11 protein-coding genes are annotated in these 17,199 nt (G+C 60.0%); 5 read left to right on the top strand and 6 right to left on the bottom strand.

Annotated features, from left to right (window positions below; all coding sequences use genetic code 11):
- Nucleotides 1-75: 75 nt before the first annotated feature.
- The 3 genes from malE (at nt 76) to malG (ending at nt 3,999) form a co-directional block, all read left to right on the top strand.
- Nucleotides 76-1,269 (top strand): maltose/maltodextrin ABC transporter substrate-binding protein MalE, encoded by a 1,194-nt coding sequence (gene malE / locus ACL2XO_RS25495; RefSeq protein ID WP_132924945.1) that lies wholly within the window; start codon nt 76-78, stop codon nt 1,267-1,269.
- Between the two features lie 255 nt (nt 1,270-1,524).
- The gene (gene malF, locus ACL2XO_RS25490) at nt 1,525-3,096 is read left to right on the top strand and encodes a maltose ABC transporter permease MalF (protein WP_413741821.1); all 1,572 of its coding nucleotides are present in this window, start codon (nt 1,525-1,527) and stop codon (nt 3,094-3,096) included.
- 12 nt (nt 3,097-3,108) lie between these two features.
- Complete coding sequence (gene malG, locus ACL2XO_RS25485) at nt 3,109-3,999, top strand: maltose ABC transporter permease MalG (RefSeq protein ID WP_413725855.1); 891 nt, start codon at nt 3,109-3,111, stop codon at nt 3,997-3,999.
- A gap of 87 nt (nt 4,000-4,086) precedes the next feature.
- Here the strand turns inward: malG and malQ are convergent, their stop codons facing one another.
- Nucleotides 4,087-6,195 (bottom strand): 4-alpha-glucanotransferase, encoded by a 2,109-nt coding sequence (malQ, locus tag ACL2XO_RS25480; protein WP_413741820.1) that lies wholly within the window; start codon nt 6,193-6,195, stop codon nt 4,087-4,089.
- 299 nt (nt 6,196-6,494) lie between these two features.
- Between malQ and malT the strand changes: the two genes are divergently transcribed.
- Nucleotides 6,495-9,209, top strand: coding sequence for an HTH-type transcriptional regulator MalT (gene malT, locus ACL2XO_RS25475; RefSeq protein WP_132924953.1), 2,715 nt, complete (start codon nt 6,495-6,497; stop codon nt 9,207-9,209).
- Between the two features lie 58 nt (nt 9,210-9,267).
- Here malT and ACL2XO_RS25470 read toward each other — a convergent pair whose 3' ends face one another.
- Nucleotides 9,268-11,547 (bottom strand): TonB-dependent siderophore receptor, encoded by a 2,280-nt coding sequence (locus tag ACL2XO_RS25470; RefSeq protein WP_413741819.1) that lies wholly within the window; start codon nt 11,545-11,547, stop codon nt 9,268-9,270.
- Between the two features lie 264 nt (nt 11,548-11,811).
- On the opposite strand from ACL2XO_RS25470, the gene fes reads away from it, so the two are divergent.
- Nucleotides 11,812-13,113: an enterochelin esterase gene (fes, locus tag ACL2XO_RS25465; RefSeq protein WP_413741818.1), complete on the top strand. Its 1,302-nt coding sequence runs from the start codon at nt 11,812-11,814 to the stop codon at nt 13,111-13,113.
- Nucleotides 13,114-13,260: 147 nt separating this feature from the next.
- On the opposite strand, the gene ACL2XO_RS25460 is transcribed toward fes, so the two are convergent.
- The 4 genes from ACL2XO_RS25460 to fepB are packed head-to-tail and all read right to left on the bottom strand — an operon-like array spanning nt 13,261 to nt 17,138.
- On the bottom strand, nt 13,261-14,082 hold the full coding sequence (locus ACL2XO_RS25460; RefSeq protein WP_203520636.1) for an ATP-binding cassette domain-containing protein: 822 nt from the start codon (nt 14,080-14,082) through the stop codon (nt 13,261-13,263).
- A complete protein-coding gene (gene fepG, locus ACL2XO_RS25455) occupies nt 14,079-15,080 on the bottom strand; it encodes an iron-enterobactin ABC transporter permease (RefSeq protein ID WP_413741817.1) in 1,002 nt (333 codons plus the stop codon). The genes ACL2XO_RS25460 and fepG overlap by 4 nt, the downstream gene beginning before the upstream one ends.
- On the bottom strand, nt 15,077-16,066 hold the full coding sequence (gene fepD, locus ACL2XO_RS25450) for a Fe(3+)-siderophore ABC transporter permease (protein ID WP_413741816.1): 990 nt from the start codon (nt 16,064-16,066) through the stop codon (nt 15,077-15,079). The genes fepG and fepD overlap by 4 nt, the downstream gene beginning before the upstream one ends.
- Nucleotides 16,050-17,138, bottom strand: a complete 1,089-nt coding sequence (gene fepB / locus ACL2XO_RS25445) for a Fe2+-enterobactin ABC transporter substrate-binding protein (RefSeq protein ID WP_413741815.1) — start codon at nt 17,136-17,138, stop codon at nt 16,050-16,052. Before fepB ends, fepD begins: the two co-directional genes overlap by 17 nt.
- Nucleotides 17,139-17,199 lie beyond the last annotated feature (61 nt).

Raw genomic sequence — 17,199 nt, 5'->3', positions numbered from 1 at the left:
GTATGTCCGATGTGGAATTGCATGGCGATCCTCTCTCGCCGGTACCCCCGCTTACTCTGTAAAGGACGGAATATTATGACCATAATGACATCCGCTTTACGTATCCTGGCTCTCTCCTCGTTAACCTCGGCCATGCTGTGCGGTTCGGCTTTCGCCAAAATAGAAGAGGGCCGGCTGCTTATCTGGATCAACGGCGACAAGAGCTACAACGGCCTGGCTGAGGTCGGCAAGAAATTTGAACAGGATACCGGCATTAAGGTCAGCGTGGAGCACCCGGATAAGCTGGAGGAAAAATACCCGCAGGTGGCGGCCACCGGTGACGGGCCGGATATCGTCCTGTGGGCCCACGATCGCTTTGGCGGCTACGCCCAGTCAGGCCTGCTGGCGGAAGTGACGCCGGATAAAGCCTTCCAGGATAAGTTTTTCCCCTTTACCTGGGATGCGGTGCGTTTCAATGGCAAACTGATCGGCTATCCCATCGCAGTGGAATCCCTCTCGCTGATTTACAATAAAGATCTTCTTTCCGCGCCGCCAAAGACCTGGGAAGAAATCCCGGCGTTGGATACCAAGCTGCGCGCCAAAGGCAAAAGCGCCATTATGTGGAACCTGCAGGAACCCTACTTCACCTGGCCGATTATCGCCGCCGCCGGCGGATACGCCTTCAAAGCGGAGAACGGCGGATACAATATCAAGGACGTTGGGGTCAACAACGCCGGTTCCGTGGCCGGTTTGCAGTTCATCATTGACCTTATCAAGAACAAACATATCAGCGCCGATACCGACTATGCCGTTTCCGAAGCCGCCTTTAACAAAGGTGAAACCGCTATGACCATCGACGGTCCCTGGGCCTGGGGCAATATGGAAAAAAGCGGCATGCATTACGGCGTCGCGGTACTGCCGACCTTCAAAGGCAAGCCTTCCAAACCCTTTGTCGGGGTATTGAGCGCCGGCATCAACGCCGCCAGCCCCAACAAAGAGCTGGCCAAGGAGTTCCTGGAGAACTACCTGCTGACCCGCGACGGCCTGAGCACCATGAATAAAGACAAACCGCTGGGTGCCGTGGCGCTGAAAAGCTACCAGGCCGAACTGGCCAAGGATCCGCGCATTGCCGCCACCATGGTGAATTCGCAAAACGGCGAAATCATGCCGAACATCCCGCAGATGAGCGCCTTCTGGTATGCCCAGCGCAGCGCGGTGGTCAATGCCATCAACGGCAAACAAACGGTTAAGGAAGCCTTGGACGGAGTAAAAGACCGCATCACCAAATAACGAGGAATGCAAGCGCCCATGGCACGGTAGGCCCGCGATCACCGGACGTGCAAAAAACGTGTTAAAGGGAGACCGTGGCACGGTAGGCCCGCGATCACCGGACATGCAACGAACGTGTTAAAGGGAGACCGTGGCACGTTAGGTCCGCGATCACGGGACATGCAACGAGCGAGTTAAAGGGAGACCGTGGCACGATTAGCCCGCGGTCATTGAACGGGCAACGAACGTGGCGTTCCGCCGCTTAAGGAGGGGGTTATGCCAGTTACCGATCCATCCCCGCCCGGCGGGAGAAAAACACGCTGGTGGCACCATCCCTGGGTAAAAGGGGGATGGGTGGCCGCCATGGCGTTATTGATTGCCTGGCTGGTGATCCCCATGTACGCCCGCGGCGAATATCTCTTTGCCATGGTGACGCTGATATTGACCGGCACCGGCGTCTATCTTTTTACCAACCGCCGGGCTTACGCCTGGCGCTACGTATACCCAGGCGTGGCGGGCATGGGATTGTTCGTACTGTTTCCGCTGATTTGCACCGTCGCCATCGCTTTCACCAACTACAGCAGCGTCCACCAGCTCACCTATGAACGCGCCCGGGCAGTACTGCTTGACCGGCAATTGCTCTCCGGCACGCCTTATGATTTCAGCCTCTACCCCGACGGCGGTCAATGGCGCCTGGTGCTCACCGACCCCGACGGCGGCGGGACCCTGGTTACGCCGTCATTCAGTTTTACCCCCGGGACGGAAAGGACCCTGCCTCTATCCCGATCCGACGGGCCGCCGGCGGGAGAGCGGGGCACGCTACGCAGCATCACGCAACATCGCCAGGCACTCAGCGGCTTGACCCTGAAACTACCCGACGGCACCCGCTTGCGCATGAGCTCGCTGCGGCAATTTTCCCGCTTGAGGCCTTTGTACATTCCGGGAGCGGGTGAAACTCTGACCGACAGCGGCACGGGTACGGTCTATCGGCCGAATCCGGCCACGGGATTTTACCAGGCGGTAACGGCCAACGGCGGCTTCGGCGACGATAAACTCAGCCCCGGCTATACGGTCTCGGTGGGCTGGAAAAATTTCCTGCGGGTATTGCAGGATCAGGGCATCCGCCAGCCATTCCTGGCGATTTTCATCTGGACGCTGCTCTTTTCGTTTTTCACGGTGATAGCCACCGTAGCCATCGGCATGGTGCTGGCCTGCGTGGTGCAATGGGAAGCGTTGAAGGGGCGGGCCGTTTACCGCTTACTGCTGATCCTGCCCTATGCCGTGCCGTCGTTTATCTCCATACTGATCTTCAAGGGATTATTCAACCAGAGTTTCGGCGAAATCAATCTCATGCTGCAGGCCCTGTTCGGTATACAGCCGGCCTGGTTCAACAATCCGGAGCTGGCCCGGCTGATGCTGGTGGTGGTTAACAGCTGGCTGGGTTACCCCTATATGATGATCCTCTGCATGGGATTGCTGAAATCCATTTCGGACGATTTATATGAAGCCTCGGCGATGGACGGCGCCGGGCCTTTCCAGAATTTTTTCCTGATTACCCTGCCGCTGCTGATTAAGCCGCTTACGCCGCTGATGATCGCCAGTTTTGCCTTTAATTTTAATAACTTTGTCCTGATACAACTGTTGACCAACGGCGGGCCGGACCGTATCGGCACCGCCACGCCGGCCGGCTATACCGACCTGCTGGTGAGTTATACCTATCGCATCGCTTTTGAAGGGGGCGGCGGACAGGATTTTGGCCTGGCGGCGGCCATAGCCACCCTGATATTCCTACTGGTGGGCGGCCTGGCGGTGCTCAACCTGAAAGCCAGCAGAATGAAGTTTGATTAAGGAGGCGCACCGATGGCTATTGTTCAATCCCGATCCCATTATCTGCGTCTGGCGGCGACTCATGTGATCCTGCTGGGATTTATCGCCCTGATCATTTTCCCGCTGCTGATGGTGGCGGCCATTTCACTGCGGGCCGGCAATTTTTCCACCGGCAGTTTGATACCGGACCATATTTCCCTGGAGCACTGGCGCCTGGCGCTGGGTTTCCCGGTGCAGCATCCGGATGGCAGCGTAACGCCGCCGCCTTTCCCGGTCATGTTGTGGCTGTGGAATTCGGTAAAAGTGGCCACGATTACCGCAGTGGGCATTTTGGCGTTATCCACCACCAGCGCCTACGCGTTTGCCCGCATGCGCTTTCGCGGTAAAAACTCGCTGCTCAAAGGCATGCTAATATTTCAAATGTTTCCGGCGGTGCTGTCGCTGGTGGCGTTATACGCCCTGTTTGATCGGCTGGGCCAGTATTTGCCGTTTATCGGCCTCAATACCCATGGCGGCGTGATATTCGCCTATATGGGCGGCGTTGCGCTGCATGTCTGGACCATCAAGGGCTATTTCGAGACCATCGACGGTTCCCTTGAAGAAGCGGCGGCTCTTGACGGGGCCACGCCGTGGCAAGCCTTCCGGCTGATACTGCTGCCGCTATCGGTGCCCATACTGGCGGTGGTTTTTGTGTTGTCGTTTATCGCGGCGGTGACCGAAGTTCCGGTGGCCTCGCTGCTCCTGCGGGATGTCAACAGCTATACCCTGGCGGTGGGAATGCAGCAGTATCTCAGCCCGCAAAACTATCTGTGGGGGGATTTCGCCGCCGCGGCGGTGCTCTCGGCCTTGCCCATCACCCTGCTGTTTTTATTGGCCCAACGCTTCCTGGTCAGCGGACTGACCGCCGGGGGGACAAAAGGTTAACGTCACTATTGTGGTAATTGTTGTATCTATCTGTGTCTGTGTGCTGTGTCTTCGGCGACCTAATGTGGTCGCCGTTTTTTTGGTCCGTTATCCCGCTTTGCCGCGACGCCGGTTAATCTCGCGCAGCAGGCGGTTAACGCTGCTGTCGGCGAAGATTTCGTCCAGTGAACGGGACAGTTTTCGGCGCCAGTTCGGGTATTCATCGCTGGTGCCGGGAACGTTCACCGGTTCCGCCATATCCAGCCAGTCTTCCGGCTGCAATCCCAGCAGGGCGCTGGCGCTGTCGGCGAGAAACAGGTGCATCCCGCGATTAAGCACCGGAGACATCAGCAGGCGGTCGGCCTGTCGCCGGGTGCGTTCGGGCACGCTGCCCTGCCGGTGCAGGGCGTCCAGCAGCCCTTGCCGCGCCAGCCGGCGGTCCTGGTGCAGGAAGGATAATATGCCGTCGTCGGAGTAGAGTCCCAGTGCCCGGCCGAGCCGCAAATCATCACTGGTCCAGTAACCGCGCAGCGTCGGCAGATCGTGGGTGGTGAGGGTGGCCATGGATTGAGACGGATAGCCGGACGGCGGCCGAAAGACGTGGCGATCGTCCTGCTCGAAGTAGAGCACTTTGTAGGAATAGATGCCGTTATTAAACAGGCGGCTAACGATTTCCTGCGGTACGGTGCCCAGATCTTCGCCGATCACCATGCAATGGTTGCGCTGGCTCTCCAGTGCCAATATGGCCAATAAATCGTCCACCGGATAGTGGATATAAGCGCCTTGTCCGGCGGTATCCCCCAGAGGTATCCACCATAGGCGCAGCAGCGACATGACGTGGTCGATACGCAGCGCGCCGCAGCCGCGCATATTCGCCCTTAATAAATCGATAAAAGGCTGGTAGCCGCGGGACGCCATTTCATGGGGCGACATCGGCGCCAGACCCCAGTTCTGACCACGGGGGCCGAGCACATCCGGCGGCGCCCCCACCGAGGCCCGCAGGCAATACAGCGCCGGCTCGCTCCAGGTTTCCGCTCCGCCGTCGCTAACCCCCACCGCCAGATCCCGGTATAAGCCGATAGGCATCTCCAGGGTGCGGCATAAGGCGAAACAGTCATTGAATTGCCGATCCGCCAGCCACTGCAGCCAGATATAAAACGCAATCTCCCCGGACGAATGGCGGCAAAATTCTTCTATGGCCGGACCGCGGGCGTCGCGGTACTCTTCCGGCCATACCTGCCAACTCCAGTTCCCCTTATCCCTGGCAATGAGTTGCCCCTGCAACGCGTCGAAAATGCCCTGATAGCGCAGACTGTCGCCGCCGCGGCGTACGAACTCCTCAAAGTCCCGCCGCCGGACGTCGTCTGCGGCGCGCCGGTTGAATTGCTGCCAGGCCAGGCGCAGCGCCGTATATTTCAACGCCGCCACGCGCCGATAATCCACCCCTGGGCTGGCCCGGACTTCCTCCAGGGCCCGTCGAGTCTCTCCGCGGGCCCACCACGCGCGTGCCGCCGGGCTGAGTTGAAAATCTTCCACGTCTCCCACATCGATATAGAGCGTGTTAAGCCAGCGTCTGGAGGAGGGGCTATAGGGACTGGCATTGTCCGGCAGGGTCGGATACAGGGCATGGATGGGATTGAGGCCGACAAACGATCCGCCGCGCCGGGCGATTTCCCGGATAAGCTGTTTTAAATCACCGGTATCGCCAATGCCCCAATTGTGTTCGGAGCGGAGGGTATAGAGCTGAACACAGGTACCCCATAACTTACGCTCCGCGAGCAGCTCGTCGGGTTCAAAACAGCGTCTGGGGGCGATGATTATCTGGCAATGCCACTCCCGGCCGTTCTGGTTCAAGGTCAGGCGATGATAACCCGGCGGCAGCGATACCGGCAGAGAGAGCCGTTGCCCGGCGGCGATTTTTCCATGATGGATGCGGCCCTGTTCGGTATGCAGCCACCAGCGGAAATTGCCCTGTCCGCCGGGGATCAGCCAGTGCCGGTCATCGGGACCGTTCCGGTAGGGTGTTTTTTGTCGGTACACCCGTACCGGCGGCAGCGGGGCGGCGTCGGCAGGGCCGGGTTGGGCGGTGTAACCCATGGCGTCAAGCAATCGTTGTATGGTATGAGGCGAGATACTCTGCCGCTGACCGAGGGCATTGATGTAATCGGCGGCGATGCCGGCGTTGGCTGAGAGTGATTCTGATCCGGTTTCTTCCATGCTCATCCCCTCCGGCGCTAATACCTGCCGGATACATTGCGTCCTCGCCTGCCAAAGGCAACAGGCGGTATCGATGACTCAATGGGTAACCTAACGTATGGTTCGGGTATTTCTCATCCTCCAGTGAATAAATAATGAGGGATGAGCGATAAGGCGTAGTGAAATTTGTGACCGTGCGCAATTTACCGAAGCAGGAAATAGATAACCCTGTATTAATAATTACTTACATAATCCTTACTTTCAATAAACATTAAGATTGAACTTTTTTTCGCCATTCAATACCTCTGGATAATAAAAAAATGCTGATCCCCTCTAAACTCAGACGGCCTGCAAGGCTGCAAAATACGGTTGTTCGGCAACGCTTGTTAGATAGACTTTCCGCGGCGGCTAATTACCGTCTGGCTCTTATCACCAGTCCCGCCGGTTATGGCAAGACGACGCTGGTGGCGCAGTGGGCGGCGGCAAAGCAGGATTTAGGATGGTATTCCCTGGATGAAAGCGATAATGAGCCCGAGCGATTCGCCAGTTACCTGATTGCGGCATTCCAACAGGCAACCGGCGGCCACTGCCAGCGCAGCGAGGCGCTGGCGCAGAAACATCAATATGCCACTCTGTCGACGCTGTTCATCCAACTGTCGGTGGATTTATCCGACTGGCCGACGCCGGTATTCCTGGTGATCGATGATTATCATTTGATCACCAATGAAGTGATTCATGAGTCCGTGCGGTTTTTGCTGCGCAATCAGCCGGATAACCTCAAGCTCATCGTGCTGTCGCGCAATCTTCCTTCATTGGGTATCGCCAACCTGCGGGTGCGGGATCAACTGCTGGAGATAGGCAGCCAGCAATTGGCCTTTACCCACGAGGAGGCTAAGCGTTTTTTCGACTGCCGGCTGGGAATGCCCATTGACCCCCCCGACAGCAATCGGTTATGCGATGAGGTGGCCGGCTGGGCAACGGCCCTGCAATTGATCGTGCTCTCCTCGCGCCAGTCCGATACGCCCGCCAGTAAGACGGCGAAGCGGCTATCCGGCATCAACGCCGGTCATCTCTCCGATTATCTGGTGGACGAGGTGCTGGATCGGGTGGATGAGTCCACCCGGCGTTTTTTGCTGCGCTGTTCGGTGCTGCGTTCCATGAACGATGTGCTGATCGGCCATTTGACCGGCGAAGAAAACGGTCAGCACCGGCTGGAGATGACCGAGCATCAGGGCTTGTTTATCCAGCGCATGGATGATTCCGGCGAATGGTTCTGTTTTCATCCGCTGTTCGCCAGTTTTCTGCGGCAGCGCTGCCTGTGGGAATTGGCTGCGGAGTTGCCCGCCATCCACCGCAGCGCCGCCGAAGGCTGGCTGACGCTGGGCTATCCGGCGGAGGCTATCCACCATGCCATGTCCGCGGGGGACCGCGAGATGATGTGCCGCATTCTGTTGGACAACGGCTGGCGGCTGTTCAACCGCGGTGAACTGGCCTTGCTGGATCGCTGTCTGAAACATGTGCCTTATGACGATCTGATCACGCTTCCCAGGCTGGTGCTGCTCAAGGGCTGGCTGGCCCAAAGCCAGCACCGCTGCGGCGAGGTGGCGGATATGCTGGCCCATGATAAAGCGCAAATGGAGGCCCGCGACGTTGAGATCAGTCCGATGCTGCAGGCGGAATTCAACGCGCTGCTGGCTCAGGTGGCGATAAACACCGGCCAGACCGACCAGGCGGAGTTTCTGGCCGCCGAAGCGCTGCGCCATTTGCCGATGTCCAGTTTTTACGGCCGTATTGTCGCCATGTCGGTAACCGGGGAAGTCGCCCACTGCAAAGGGCGCTTGACCCATGCCTTGACCATGATGCAGCAAACCGACCGGATGGCCCGGCAGCATGAGGTCTATCATTACGCCCTGTGGGCGCTGCTGCAGCAAAGCGAAATATTGATTGCCCAGGGCTATTTGCAGGCGGCTTACGATATCCAGGAGAAAGCGTTCGCGCTGGTGAGGGAACAGCATCTTGAGCAATTGCCGATGCATGAATTTCTCCTGCGCCTGCGCGCGCAGCTGCTTTGGTCCTGGGCGCGCCTGGAGGATGCGGAGCAGGCCGCCAAAGCCGGACTGAACGTGCTGGCCAGCGCCCAGCCGCAGCAGCAGTTGCAGTGTCTGGCGATGCTGGCGAAATGCGCGCTGGCGCGCGGCGATATCGACGATGCCCGCCGTTTGCTGCACCGTTGCGATAATCTTATCAACAGCGGACAATACCACAGCGACTGGATAACCAATGCCGATAAACCGCGGGTGATTTATTGGCAATTGACCGGCGATACCGTCGCCGCCGCCAACTGGCTTAATCAGACGGTAAAACCGGATTGCGTCGATAACCATTTCCTGCAGGGACAATGGCGTAATATCGCCCGCGCGCAAATTCTGCTCGGCCAGTTTGATGAGGCGGAAGTGGTGCTGGATGAATTAAACGACAACGCCAGGGCGCTGCAGCTGGTGAGCGATTTGAACCGCAATCTGTTGCTGAACAACCTGATCTATTGGCATACCGGCCGCAAAAGCGAGGCCCAGAGCGTGCTGATAGAGGCGTTGACCCTGGCCAATCGTACCGGGTTCATCAGTCATTTCGTGATTGAAGGGGAGACGATGGCGGTGCAGTTGCGCCAGCTGTTGCAGCTGGGCATCCTGCCGGAGCTGGAGCAGCAGCGTACCCAGCGTATCCTGCGGGATATCAATGCCCATCACCGGCATAAGTTCGCTCACTTCGATGAGGAGTTCGTGCATCAGTTATTGCAGCATCCCCAGGTCCCCGAGCTTATCCGCATCAGCCCGCTGACCCAGCGCGAATGGCAGGTGCTGGGCCTGATTTATTCCGGCTACAGCAATAATCAGATTGCCGGCGAGCTGGATGTCGCGTCCACCACCATCAAAACCCATATCCGCAATTTGTATCAGAAACTCGGTGTGGGGGAGCGGCAGGAGGCGGTGTCGCAGGTGAAGCGCATGCTGACGATGATTGGGTATCAGGTATAGGGCACGGTCTCCCTTTGGCACGAATAGTTGCACGATCGGGAAAGCGGGCCCGGCCTGTCTAGAAATGGGTATTCAGGCTCATATAGAAGGTCCGGCCCGGTTCGTTGTAGGTGGCGGCGCCTGCGCCGTACATATAGGCGCCGGTGGTATCGTTGCCGGTGGTTTGGGCGTTGCCGGCCCGGAATTGGCGTTTATCGAACAGGTTGTCGATGCCCAGGGTGACGCTGGCGTTCTTGGTCACCTCATAGGTTCCGCTCAGGCCGACAATGGCATAGGGGCTGACCTCCCTGGTTTCGCTGCCGGTTACCGGTTCGCCTTTGTAGTTGTATTTTTTCGGTTTTTGGCGTCCGTACCACGATAACGTCGATTGAACCGATAAATCTTGCCGCGCCTGCCAGCTGAGGGTGGAGTTTAAGGTATATTTCGGAATGATCGACAGATAATCTCCGGTCTCTTTGTTCTTACTTTCAATCATATACGTCATATTATTACTCCAGGTCACCGTATTGGTCACCGGGATGTTCAGCATACCCTCCAATCCTTGCACCACCGCTTTGGGTACGTTTTCCCATTTATAGATATCGGAAGCACCATTGGAAGAGACGCCGGTGGGCACGTAGCCCGCCTCGATTTTATTGCGATAATCGTTACGGAAATAGGTCACTCCCGCCTGATAACCGCCACGTTTGAATTCCAGACCGATCTCTTTATTGATGCTGGTTTCAGCATCCAGGTCCTTATTGCCCAGGAGATAACAGCCGCCGGTGCTGGCGGCGCAGCCCTGGCCGCGGCTGTACAGCAGGTAATTGGGGTTGGTTTGAAACAGGCTGGGGGCTTTGTAGGCGCGGGCGATGCCCATTTTCAGGGTGAAATCGCTGCCGAATCCCTGAGACAGATTGAGGGACGGGCTCCAGTTGTCGCCGACGATGGAGTGATGATCGAACCGCAGGCCCGGCACCAGACTTGTGCTGTCGGTAAGCTCGATATTATCGTCGGCGAATAACGAAAATATCTCCGCCGACGCGTACGGGCTGCGGCCGGTGCTGGCGATACCGGGAATGTTTCCCCCCAGCAGGGTCTGGGTATTGGAGGCCGGGTCTTTCATCTTCTGCTGATTCCATTCGGTGCCGAAGGTTGCGGTCTGGTTTACCCCAAGCTCAAAGGGGACGCTTAACTCACTGTGCGCCAGCAGGCTGTCCAACCGGATGGTGGAAAAGCTGTCGTCGGAGAAAATGCCTTCGGTGCCGCCGGCCAGGCCTTCATCTAGGCGGGTGTTTCGGGTTCTTTCAAATTGCAGGTAATTGAGGGTGCTGATGCCGCTGTCCCAGTAGCCGCGATAGCTCAAGGCATGGGTTTGCCGGTACAGCCGATTGGTTTCTTTGCCGTAATTATCTTTAACCAAATCACTGGTGTTGGTGTTTTGGGTATCGCCGGCGTACAGATTGCCCTGGCGGCTAAAGGTGGTTTCATACTCCAGCGTTTGCATCGGCGCGAAATCCCAATGCAGCAGGGCATCGATATTCTTGTCAATCACCCCTTCCCGGCCCGCCGGCAGGGTATCGGCGTAGGTACCGGTGCGCAGGGACTGGTGGCCCCGGTTGATATCCCAGGCGTCGGCCTGGGTTTTGCCGTAGCCGCCGGTGAGGCGAAAACTGAACTGATCGCTTAGCGGGCCCTCCAAACTGAAATTGGTGCGCTTGGTGGCGCCTTCATCGTTATGTTGCGGCACATTGAAATAGGTATTCCACGATCCGTGCCATTCGCGGGTGTCGCGCTTGGTGATGATATTCACCACCCCGCCGGCGGCGCCATTGCCGTAACGGGCGGCGGCCGGTCCGCGCAGAACGTCGATATGGTCGATCATTTCCGGCGGCACCCAGGCGGTATCGCCCCGGGTATCGCGCTCGCCGCGCCAACCCTGGCGCACCGAATTGCGGCTGCTCACCGGCAGTCCGTCGATGAGGATCAGGGTGTTTTCCGGCCCCATGCCGCGGATATCGATCTGGCGGTTATTGCCGCGCTGGCCGCTGGTGGAGTTGCCGGTCAGGTTGACCCCCGGCATGGTGCGGATGATTTCCGAAACGTCCCGCGCCGGCGGACGTTTCCTGATTTCTTCGGCGCTGATGGTGGAGACCCCCGGCGCCTGTAGATTTTGCTGTGCGGCGGTGACTACCATGGTCTCGCCGCCGGCGGTTTTTTTCTCATTGTTTTCGGCGCTTTTATCCGCCGCCGCCACGACTTCCTCGTCGTCATTGGCCGTCAATGCGGCGGCTGCGAGCGCCGATGTGCCCAGCCCAAGACCTATAAGGGTCGCTAAGGAATAACCTGCTAATTTCATGGCTAAGATCTCGAATTCTCTGCCGATTCTCAGGCGGAGCGGGGTTAGCCACCGTCTGGAAATGGCACATTGTTATCGTGAAAACAGACGCCTGCGGCGCTGCTTATACCGTTGCGGCGTTCCCTGGCCGATTAAAAAAATTCCCATGACAAAGCCGCCATCCTGGCAAAATGACTATGAATACATAGGAAGCTTTACACATTATTGCAAATAGAAATAATTATCAATAGTATTAAGATTGCGTTTTACACAGGCTGATTACCAATGGTCACAATAATGCTGGGACGGGCGGATGCAGGGACGAAAGAGTGGTGGCGGGAGATAGCAGATCACGGCACCCCATGGGTGGAAAAAGATCGGGACGGCCGCTATCGGGTAACTTTTTTGTGGCGCGATCCCGGCGGGAATGCGCAAACGTCGGCCCTTCGCCGGGTATGGCTTAATATCAACGGCATTACCGACCATCATCAGTCCCTGGCGCCGCAAAGCCTGGAACGTTTGCCCGGCACGGATGTCTGGTACCGGCAAACCTGTCTGAGCGCCACCTGGCGCGGAAGTTATTGCTTTATTCCCCGTGAAGACGATACTCCCTTTCCCGCGGCGGCGGGGAGTCGCCCGGAGACGGAGATGTCGGCATGGCGTCTGTGGTGGGGAGGGCTGCTGGACAGCGCGGTACATGACTCACTAAACCCGTTGCGCTGCTGGGTCGGCGCCCGCGGCTATGGATTATCCCCCCTGCATATGCCGCTGGCGCCGCCGCAAACGGCTTGGACCGATGTGGACAGGCGGGGCGCGGACTCGCGGGCCTTGCGACCGCCTTCGCCGGCGCGGCTTGAATGCCGACGCTGGCACAGCCGGCGGTTGGGCAATAGCCGTGATGTCTGGGTTTTGACCACCGGGCAGCAGCAGCCCCATCGCCGGCCGTTGGCGATATTGCTCGACGGTCGGTTTTGGTCACAGGAGATGCCGGTTGCCGTTCCGCTCAGCCGGCTTACCCGCGAGGGCCGCTTGCCGGAGGCGGTGTATGTGATGATCGACAGTGTCGATACCCGGCAACGAAGCCATGAGCTGACCTGTAATGCGGAGTTCTGGCTCGCGGTGCGGGAAGAGCTGATGCCGTGGCTTGGGACCTGGGCGCCCTATCGGCCCGATCCGGCCACTACGGTGGTGGCCGGGCAAAGTTTCGGCGGGTTGGCGGCGATGTACGCCGCGCTGCATTGGCCCCTGAGCTTCGGCCTGGTGCTGAGTCAGTCGGGTTCCTTTTGGTGGCCCCATCGGGACCCGGGACGCATCGATGGCGATACCCGCGCGTCCGGCGAGCTGTTAAGGCAGCTGGAAGACGGACTGGGCGCCGGTCTGGCTCTTGGAATGTATATCGAAGCCGGCATTCATGAACCGTTGATTTACCAGGCTAACGAACGGCTGCTGGCGCTGTTGCGGCCGTCCCGCCATCGCCTCCGCTTCCGGCGGGTGGACGGCGGCCATGACGCCCTCTGCTGGCGCGGCGGCCTGCTGGACGGCCTCGAGTCGCTCTGGCGCGGCCCGGATACCCAAACGACGGTCTAGGGTAAACCCCGGCTAATGCGGGTGGCAGGCTCCGACGGACGCCGGGACGATGGGTGGCATCGTCCCGCAGTTTGCGCCCGCGCGGGCGGATTCACGGCGTGTTCGGGATGTGACAACCCGTCCCGGCAGGCCGTGTTGGCCGGCGACTCATGTTGACGCATCCGCCGGGTCGCGGCCCAGCGGCACAATCAGCGGCGTGTGGGATACCGGGTCGTCGATAATGATACAGCGCAGGCCGAAGACCCGCTCCACCAGTTCGGCGGTGACGATGTCCGACGGCGTCCCCTGGGCGACAATCTGCCCATCGCGCATGGCCACTAAATGAGTGGCGTAACGGCAGGCATGGTTAAGATCGTGCAGCACCATCACCAGCGTTTGTCCGGCGGTACGGTTCAGGTGCCTGAGCAGTTCCAGCAGATCGATTTGATGGGCGATATCCAGCCAGGTGGTGGGCTCGTCCAATAACAACAGCGGCGTTTGCTGCGCCAATACCATGGCTATCCAAACCCGTTGGCGCTGTCCGCCGGAGAGGGTATCCACCGGCTGCTGCGCCAGCGCTTCGATACCGGTGGCGCGCATGGCTTCCCGTACCGCCGCTTCGTCCTGTTCCCGCCAGCGGCCGAACAGCGATTGATGGGGATAACGCCCCCGAGCCACCAGGTCGCCCACCAGGATATCGCCGGGGGCGGCGGGGCTTTGCGGCAATAATCCCAGCCGGCGGGCCACCTCTTTGGTGGCGTAGCGGCGGATATCCTCGCCGTCCAGCCATACCCCGCCGCCATCGGGGCGCATCAGCCGGCTTAAGGCGCGCAGCAGCGTGGATTTGCCGCAGGCGTTCGGGCCGATAATGACGGTCAGGCCGCCGTCGGGAATGGACAAGGACAAATCACGGGCAACGATCTTTTTATCATAACCCAGGGTCAGGTTTTCCGCCCGCAGGCGGGACGGCGGCAAGGGGCAGGGGTTCATGTTTTACGGGACTCCCGGATTAACAATGCTATCAGGTAGATGCCGCCGATGCAGACGGTGACCACCCCCACCGGCAATTGATAGGGGCTGAACAGACGCTGAGCCGCCAGGTCCGCCGCCAGCAGCAGCAGCGACCCGGTTATGGCGGCCAGGGGAATCGAGGCGGTGCCGCCGACCGCCAGACGGCGGGAAATTTGCGGCGCCACCAGCGCGATAAAGGATATCGGCCCGGCGACGGCGGTGGCGGCGGCGGTAAGCGCTACCCCCGCCGACATCAGTCCCAGGCGCGTGCGCTCCGCCGATACTCCCAGCCCGCGGGCGGCATCGTCGCCCATTTCCAGTAGCCGCATGGAACGAGCCAGCGCCAGCGCCAGCAGCAGCGCCAGGGCGATGATTACCGCCGCCGGCAGGCATTTGGCCCAGGTGACGCCGTTGAGGGATCCGGCGCTCCATAACCCGGCGGAGAGGGCGGATTCAAGCGAGGCGCCCACCACCAGGGCCGTATTCGCCGCCACCAGCAGGGCGCGGACGGCAATACCGACGATAATCAGCCGGAAGGTATGAATGCCGTTGCGCCAGGCCAGCATATAGACCGCTACGGCGGTCAGGCCTCCGCCGGCCATGGCGGCGGCGGTAATAGTGGAGTAGCCGCTGTTGAACAGGACTATCGCCAGTAAGACGCCGCTGTGGGCGCCGGTATTGAAACCCAATATATCCGGGCTGCCGAGGGGGTTGCGCATCAACGATTGAAAAATGGCGCCGCTGGCGCCGAGGGCCGCCCCCAATAACAGCGCCACCGCCACCCGCGGCAGCCGCCAATGGGTGACCACAATCCGCACCGGGTCGGGGGCCGTTCCCCATAATGCCTCCATCACCTGCGGGATGCTGAGGGGAAGCGAGCCGGTGCCCAGCGACAGAACCGCCAGCGCCAGACAGCAGCATACCAGCAGGCCGCCGGTGAGGAATAAACGGGGTCCGCGCCGGACGACGTAATTCATAATCGTTTAAGCTCCCGGTGATTACGTACCAGCGCAATCAAAACCGGCGCGCCGATAAACGCCGCCACAACGGAAACCCGCAGTTCCCCCGGCACGATGACCCGGCCGAGTATATCCCCGGCCAGCAGCAGCACCGGCGTCAACAGCAGGATGAAGGGCAACAGCCGCCGGTGATCCTCCCCCGCCAAACGACGCGCCATATGGGGCGCCATCAGGCCGATAAAGGCGATGGGGCCGACCAGCGCGGTGGCGCCGCCGCACAACAGGGTAATGGCCGTCACGCCCAGCGCCTGGGTCATTCCTATCCTTGAGCCCAGGCCTGCGGCCACATCGTTGCCCATGGCCAGGTTATTCAGTCCCCGGGTCAGTCCCAGGGCCAAAACCGCCCCCAGCATGATGGGCGCCGCCACGATTTTTATCACCGCCATAGAACGGATATCCAGCGATCCGGCCTGCCAAAAGCGCAGTTGGTCATAGATAAGGGGATTGATCAAGGCGATGCCCGAGGCAATGCCGTCAAGGACCGCTCCCAGCGCCAGGCCGGACAGCGTCAGGCGAATGGGATTTAGCCTGCCGCCCCCCGCCGCGCCGATAAGCGCCACCAGCAGCGTGGCGGCCAGCGCGCCGAGCAAGGCGAACATGACATAGAGGTCCGGCGAAGCGGCGCCGAAAAAGGCCATGCCCAGCACCACGGCGAAACCGGCTCCGGCGTTCACGCCCAGTATGCCGGGATCCGCCAGGGGGTTGCCGGTCAGGGTTTGCATCAGCGCCCCGGACAAACCCAGGGCGATTCCGGCCAACAGGCCGGCCAGCGTTCTCGGCAGGCGGGCGTCGAGCACGATAAGGCAATCGGTGGTACGGCACGCCTTCGAGAGCGCCTGGACAACCGTGGCGAAGCCGATGCTTTTTGCCCCCACCAGCAGGCTGGCGGCGAGGGTCAACGCCAATACCAGGCATAACAGGACTAACTTACGGGACGGGCGCATAATCCTCCGCATCATCATCGGGATAAAAACAAGAGCCGGCTATTCTTTGCGGCGCAGGCTGCCCGATAACGCCGCCGGCACCGACTCGTGCGGGCTGCCCCTGGACGAAGTAGTGCTCGAGCGTTGTCAAAACATGGGAGGCGCTGTAATAGTCGAGGCGAAAGGTATCGCGGCCCAGAGCGTATACGCGCCGATTGCGCACCGAGGGCAGATGCGCGAGAAAAGGATTCGCCAGCAGGGCGTCGGCGTCGGCCTCGTCGGCGGCAAACAACAACAAGCTCTCGCCATTCAAGCCGTCCGCCAGGTTCTCGCCGGAAAGCTGCAGGATATCGCCGCGCCGGCCCATGCTATGGCTTTGCGCCAGATTGTCCGGCGGTACGGCCAGTACGAAACCCAACTGCAGCAGCAGCCGGCCCTGGGGAGAATCGGCGGTCCACAGGTTGGCGGCTTTGCCGTCGCGGTGGTACACCAGCGCGGATACCGGCTGCGGCGGCAAAGCCAGTCGCTGCCGCAGGGCCTGCCGTCGGCTATCGAATTCTTTGACAATTTTTTCGGCGTCGTCTTCACGCCCGGTGGCCCGGCCGAGCTCCACGGCCACCTGCTGCCAGCTCTGGTTGTCGTAATTCACCACCAGGACCGGGGCGATGGCCGATAATTGATCGTGAAGCCGCAGGGCCGAATCGCCGCCGGTGGCGGCGATGATAATCAGGTCCGGGGCTTGTGCTGCGATGGCCTCGGCATCGGGTTCGCCGATATAAAGCCGTTTCACGCCGCGCCGTTGCGCCACCTCGCCCCACTGGCGTAAAAACCCCTGCCCGTCGGCGACGGCGTTATTAGGGGTGGTGGCGCCGCTGGCAATGACCGGCGCGCCGATGGCCAATAACGTTCCGGTAAGGGTAACGCTGGTGGATACAATCCGCTGCGGCATCCGGGGTAGGGTAATGTCCCCTTGGGCGCCGGCGATCTGGCGGGGCCAGCCCTCTGACGCCGGGCACCAGCCGGGGGCAAGGATAAGCAGCAATAGCGCCAGCAGGGGAATAATTACGCGGTGGGTACTCAGGAGACCGGGCATGGGATACGCGTCCAGGGGACTAATTAGGAATGCGTATCATTTTCATTGTTAACGGAATAAA

The sequence above is a fragment of the Sodalis sp. RH15 genome (assembly GCF_047324255.1).
Taxonomy (GTDB): Bacteria; Pseudomonadota; Gammaproteobacteria; order Enterobacterales; family Enterobacteriaceae; genus Acerihabitans; species Acerihabitans ligni.
Note: the sequence above shows the minus strand (reverse complement) of the source record. Positions and strands in the feature narration are given on the sequence as shown.

What these genes read in the sequence shown, in the direction of transcription:
- malE (WP_132924945.1), top strand. Translation starts at nt 76, where the DNA reads ATGACCATAATGACATCCGCTTTACGTATCCTGGCTCTCTCCTCGTTA.
- malF (WP_413741821.1), top strand. Translation starts at nt 1,525, where the DNA reads ATGCCAGTTACCGATCCATCCCCGCCCGGCGGGAGAAAAACACGCTGG.
- malG (WP_413725855.1), top strand. Translation starts at nt 3,109, where the DNA reads ATGGCTATTGTTCAATCCCGATCCCATTATCTGCGTCTGGCGGCGACT.
- malQ (WP_413741820.1), bottom strand. Translation starts at nt 6,195, where the DNA reads ATGGAAGAAACCGGATCAGAATCACTCTCAGCCAACGCCGGCATCGCC.
- malT (WP_132924953.1), top strand. Translation starts at nt 6,495, where the DNA reads ATGCTGATCCCCTCTAAACTCAGACGGCCTGCAAGGCTGCAAAATACG.
- ACL2XO_RS25470 (WP_413741819.1), bottom strand. Translation starts at nt 11,547, where the DNA reads ATGAAATTAGCAGGTTATTCCTTAGCGACCCTTATAGGTCTTGGGCTG.
- fes (WP_413741818.1), top strand. Translation starts at nt 11,812, where the DNA reads ATGGTCACAATAATGCTGGGACGGGCGGATGCAGGGACGAAAGAGTGG.
- ACL2XO_RS25460 (WP_203520636.1), bottom strand. Translation starts at nt 14,082, where the DNA reads ATGAACCCCTGCCCCTTGCCGCCGTCCCGCCTGCGGGCGGAAAACCTG.
- fepG (WP_413741817.1), bottom strand. Translation starts at nt 15,080, where the DNA reads ATGAATTACGTCGTCCGGCGCGGACCCCGTTTATTCCTCACCGGCGGC.
- fepD (WP_413741816.1), bottom strand. Translation starts at nt 16,066, where the DNA reads ATGCGCCCGTCCCGTAAGTTAGTCCTGTTATGCCTGGTATTGGCGTTG.
- fepB (WP_413741815.1), bottom strand. Translation starts at nt 17,138, where the DNA reads ATGCCCGGTCTCCTGAGTACCCACCGCGTAATTATTCCCCTGCTGGCG.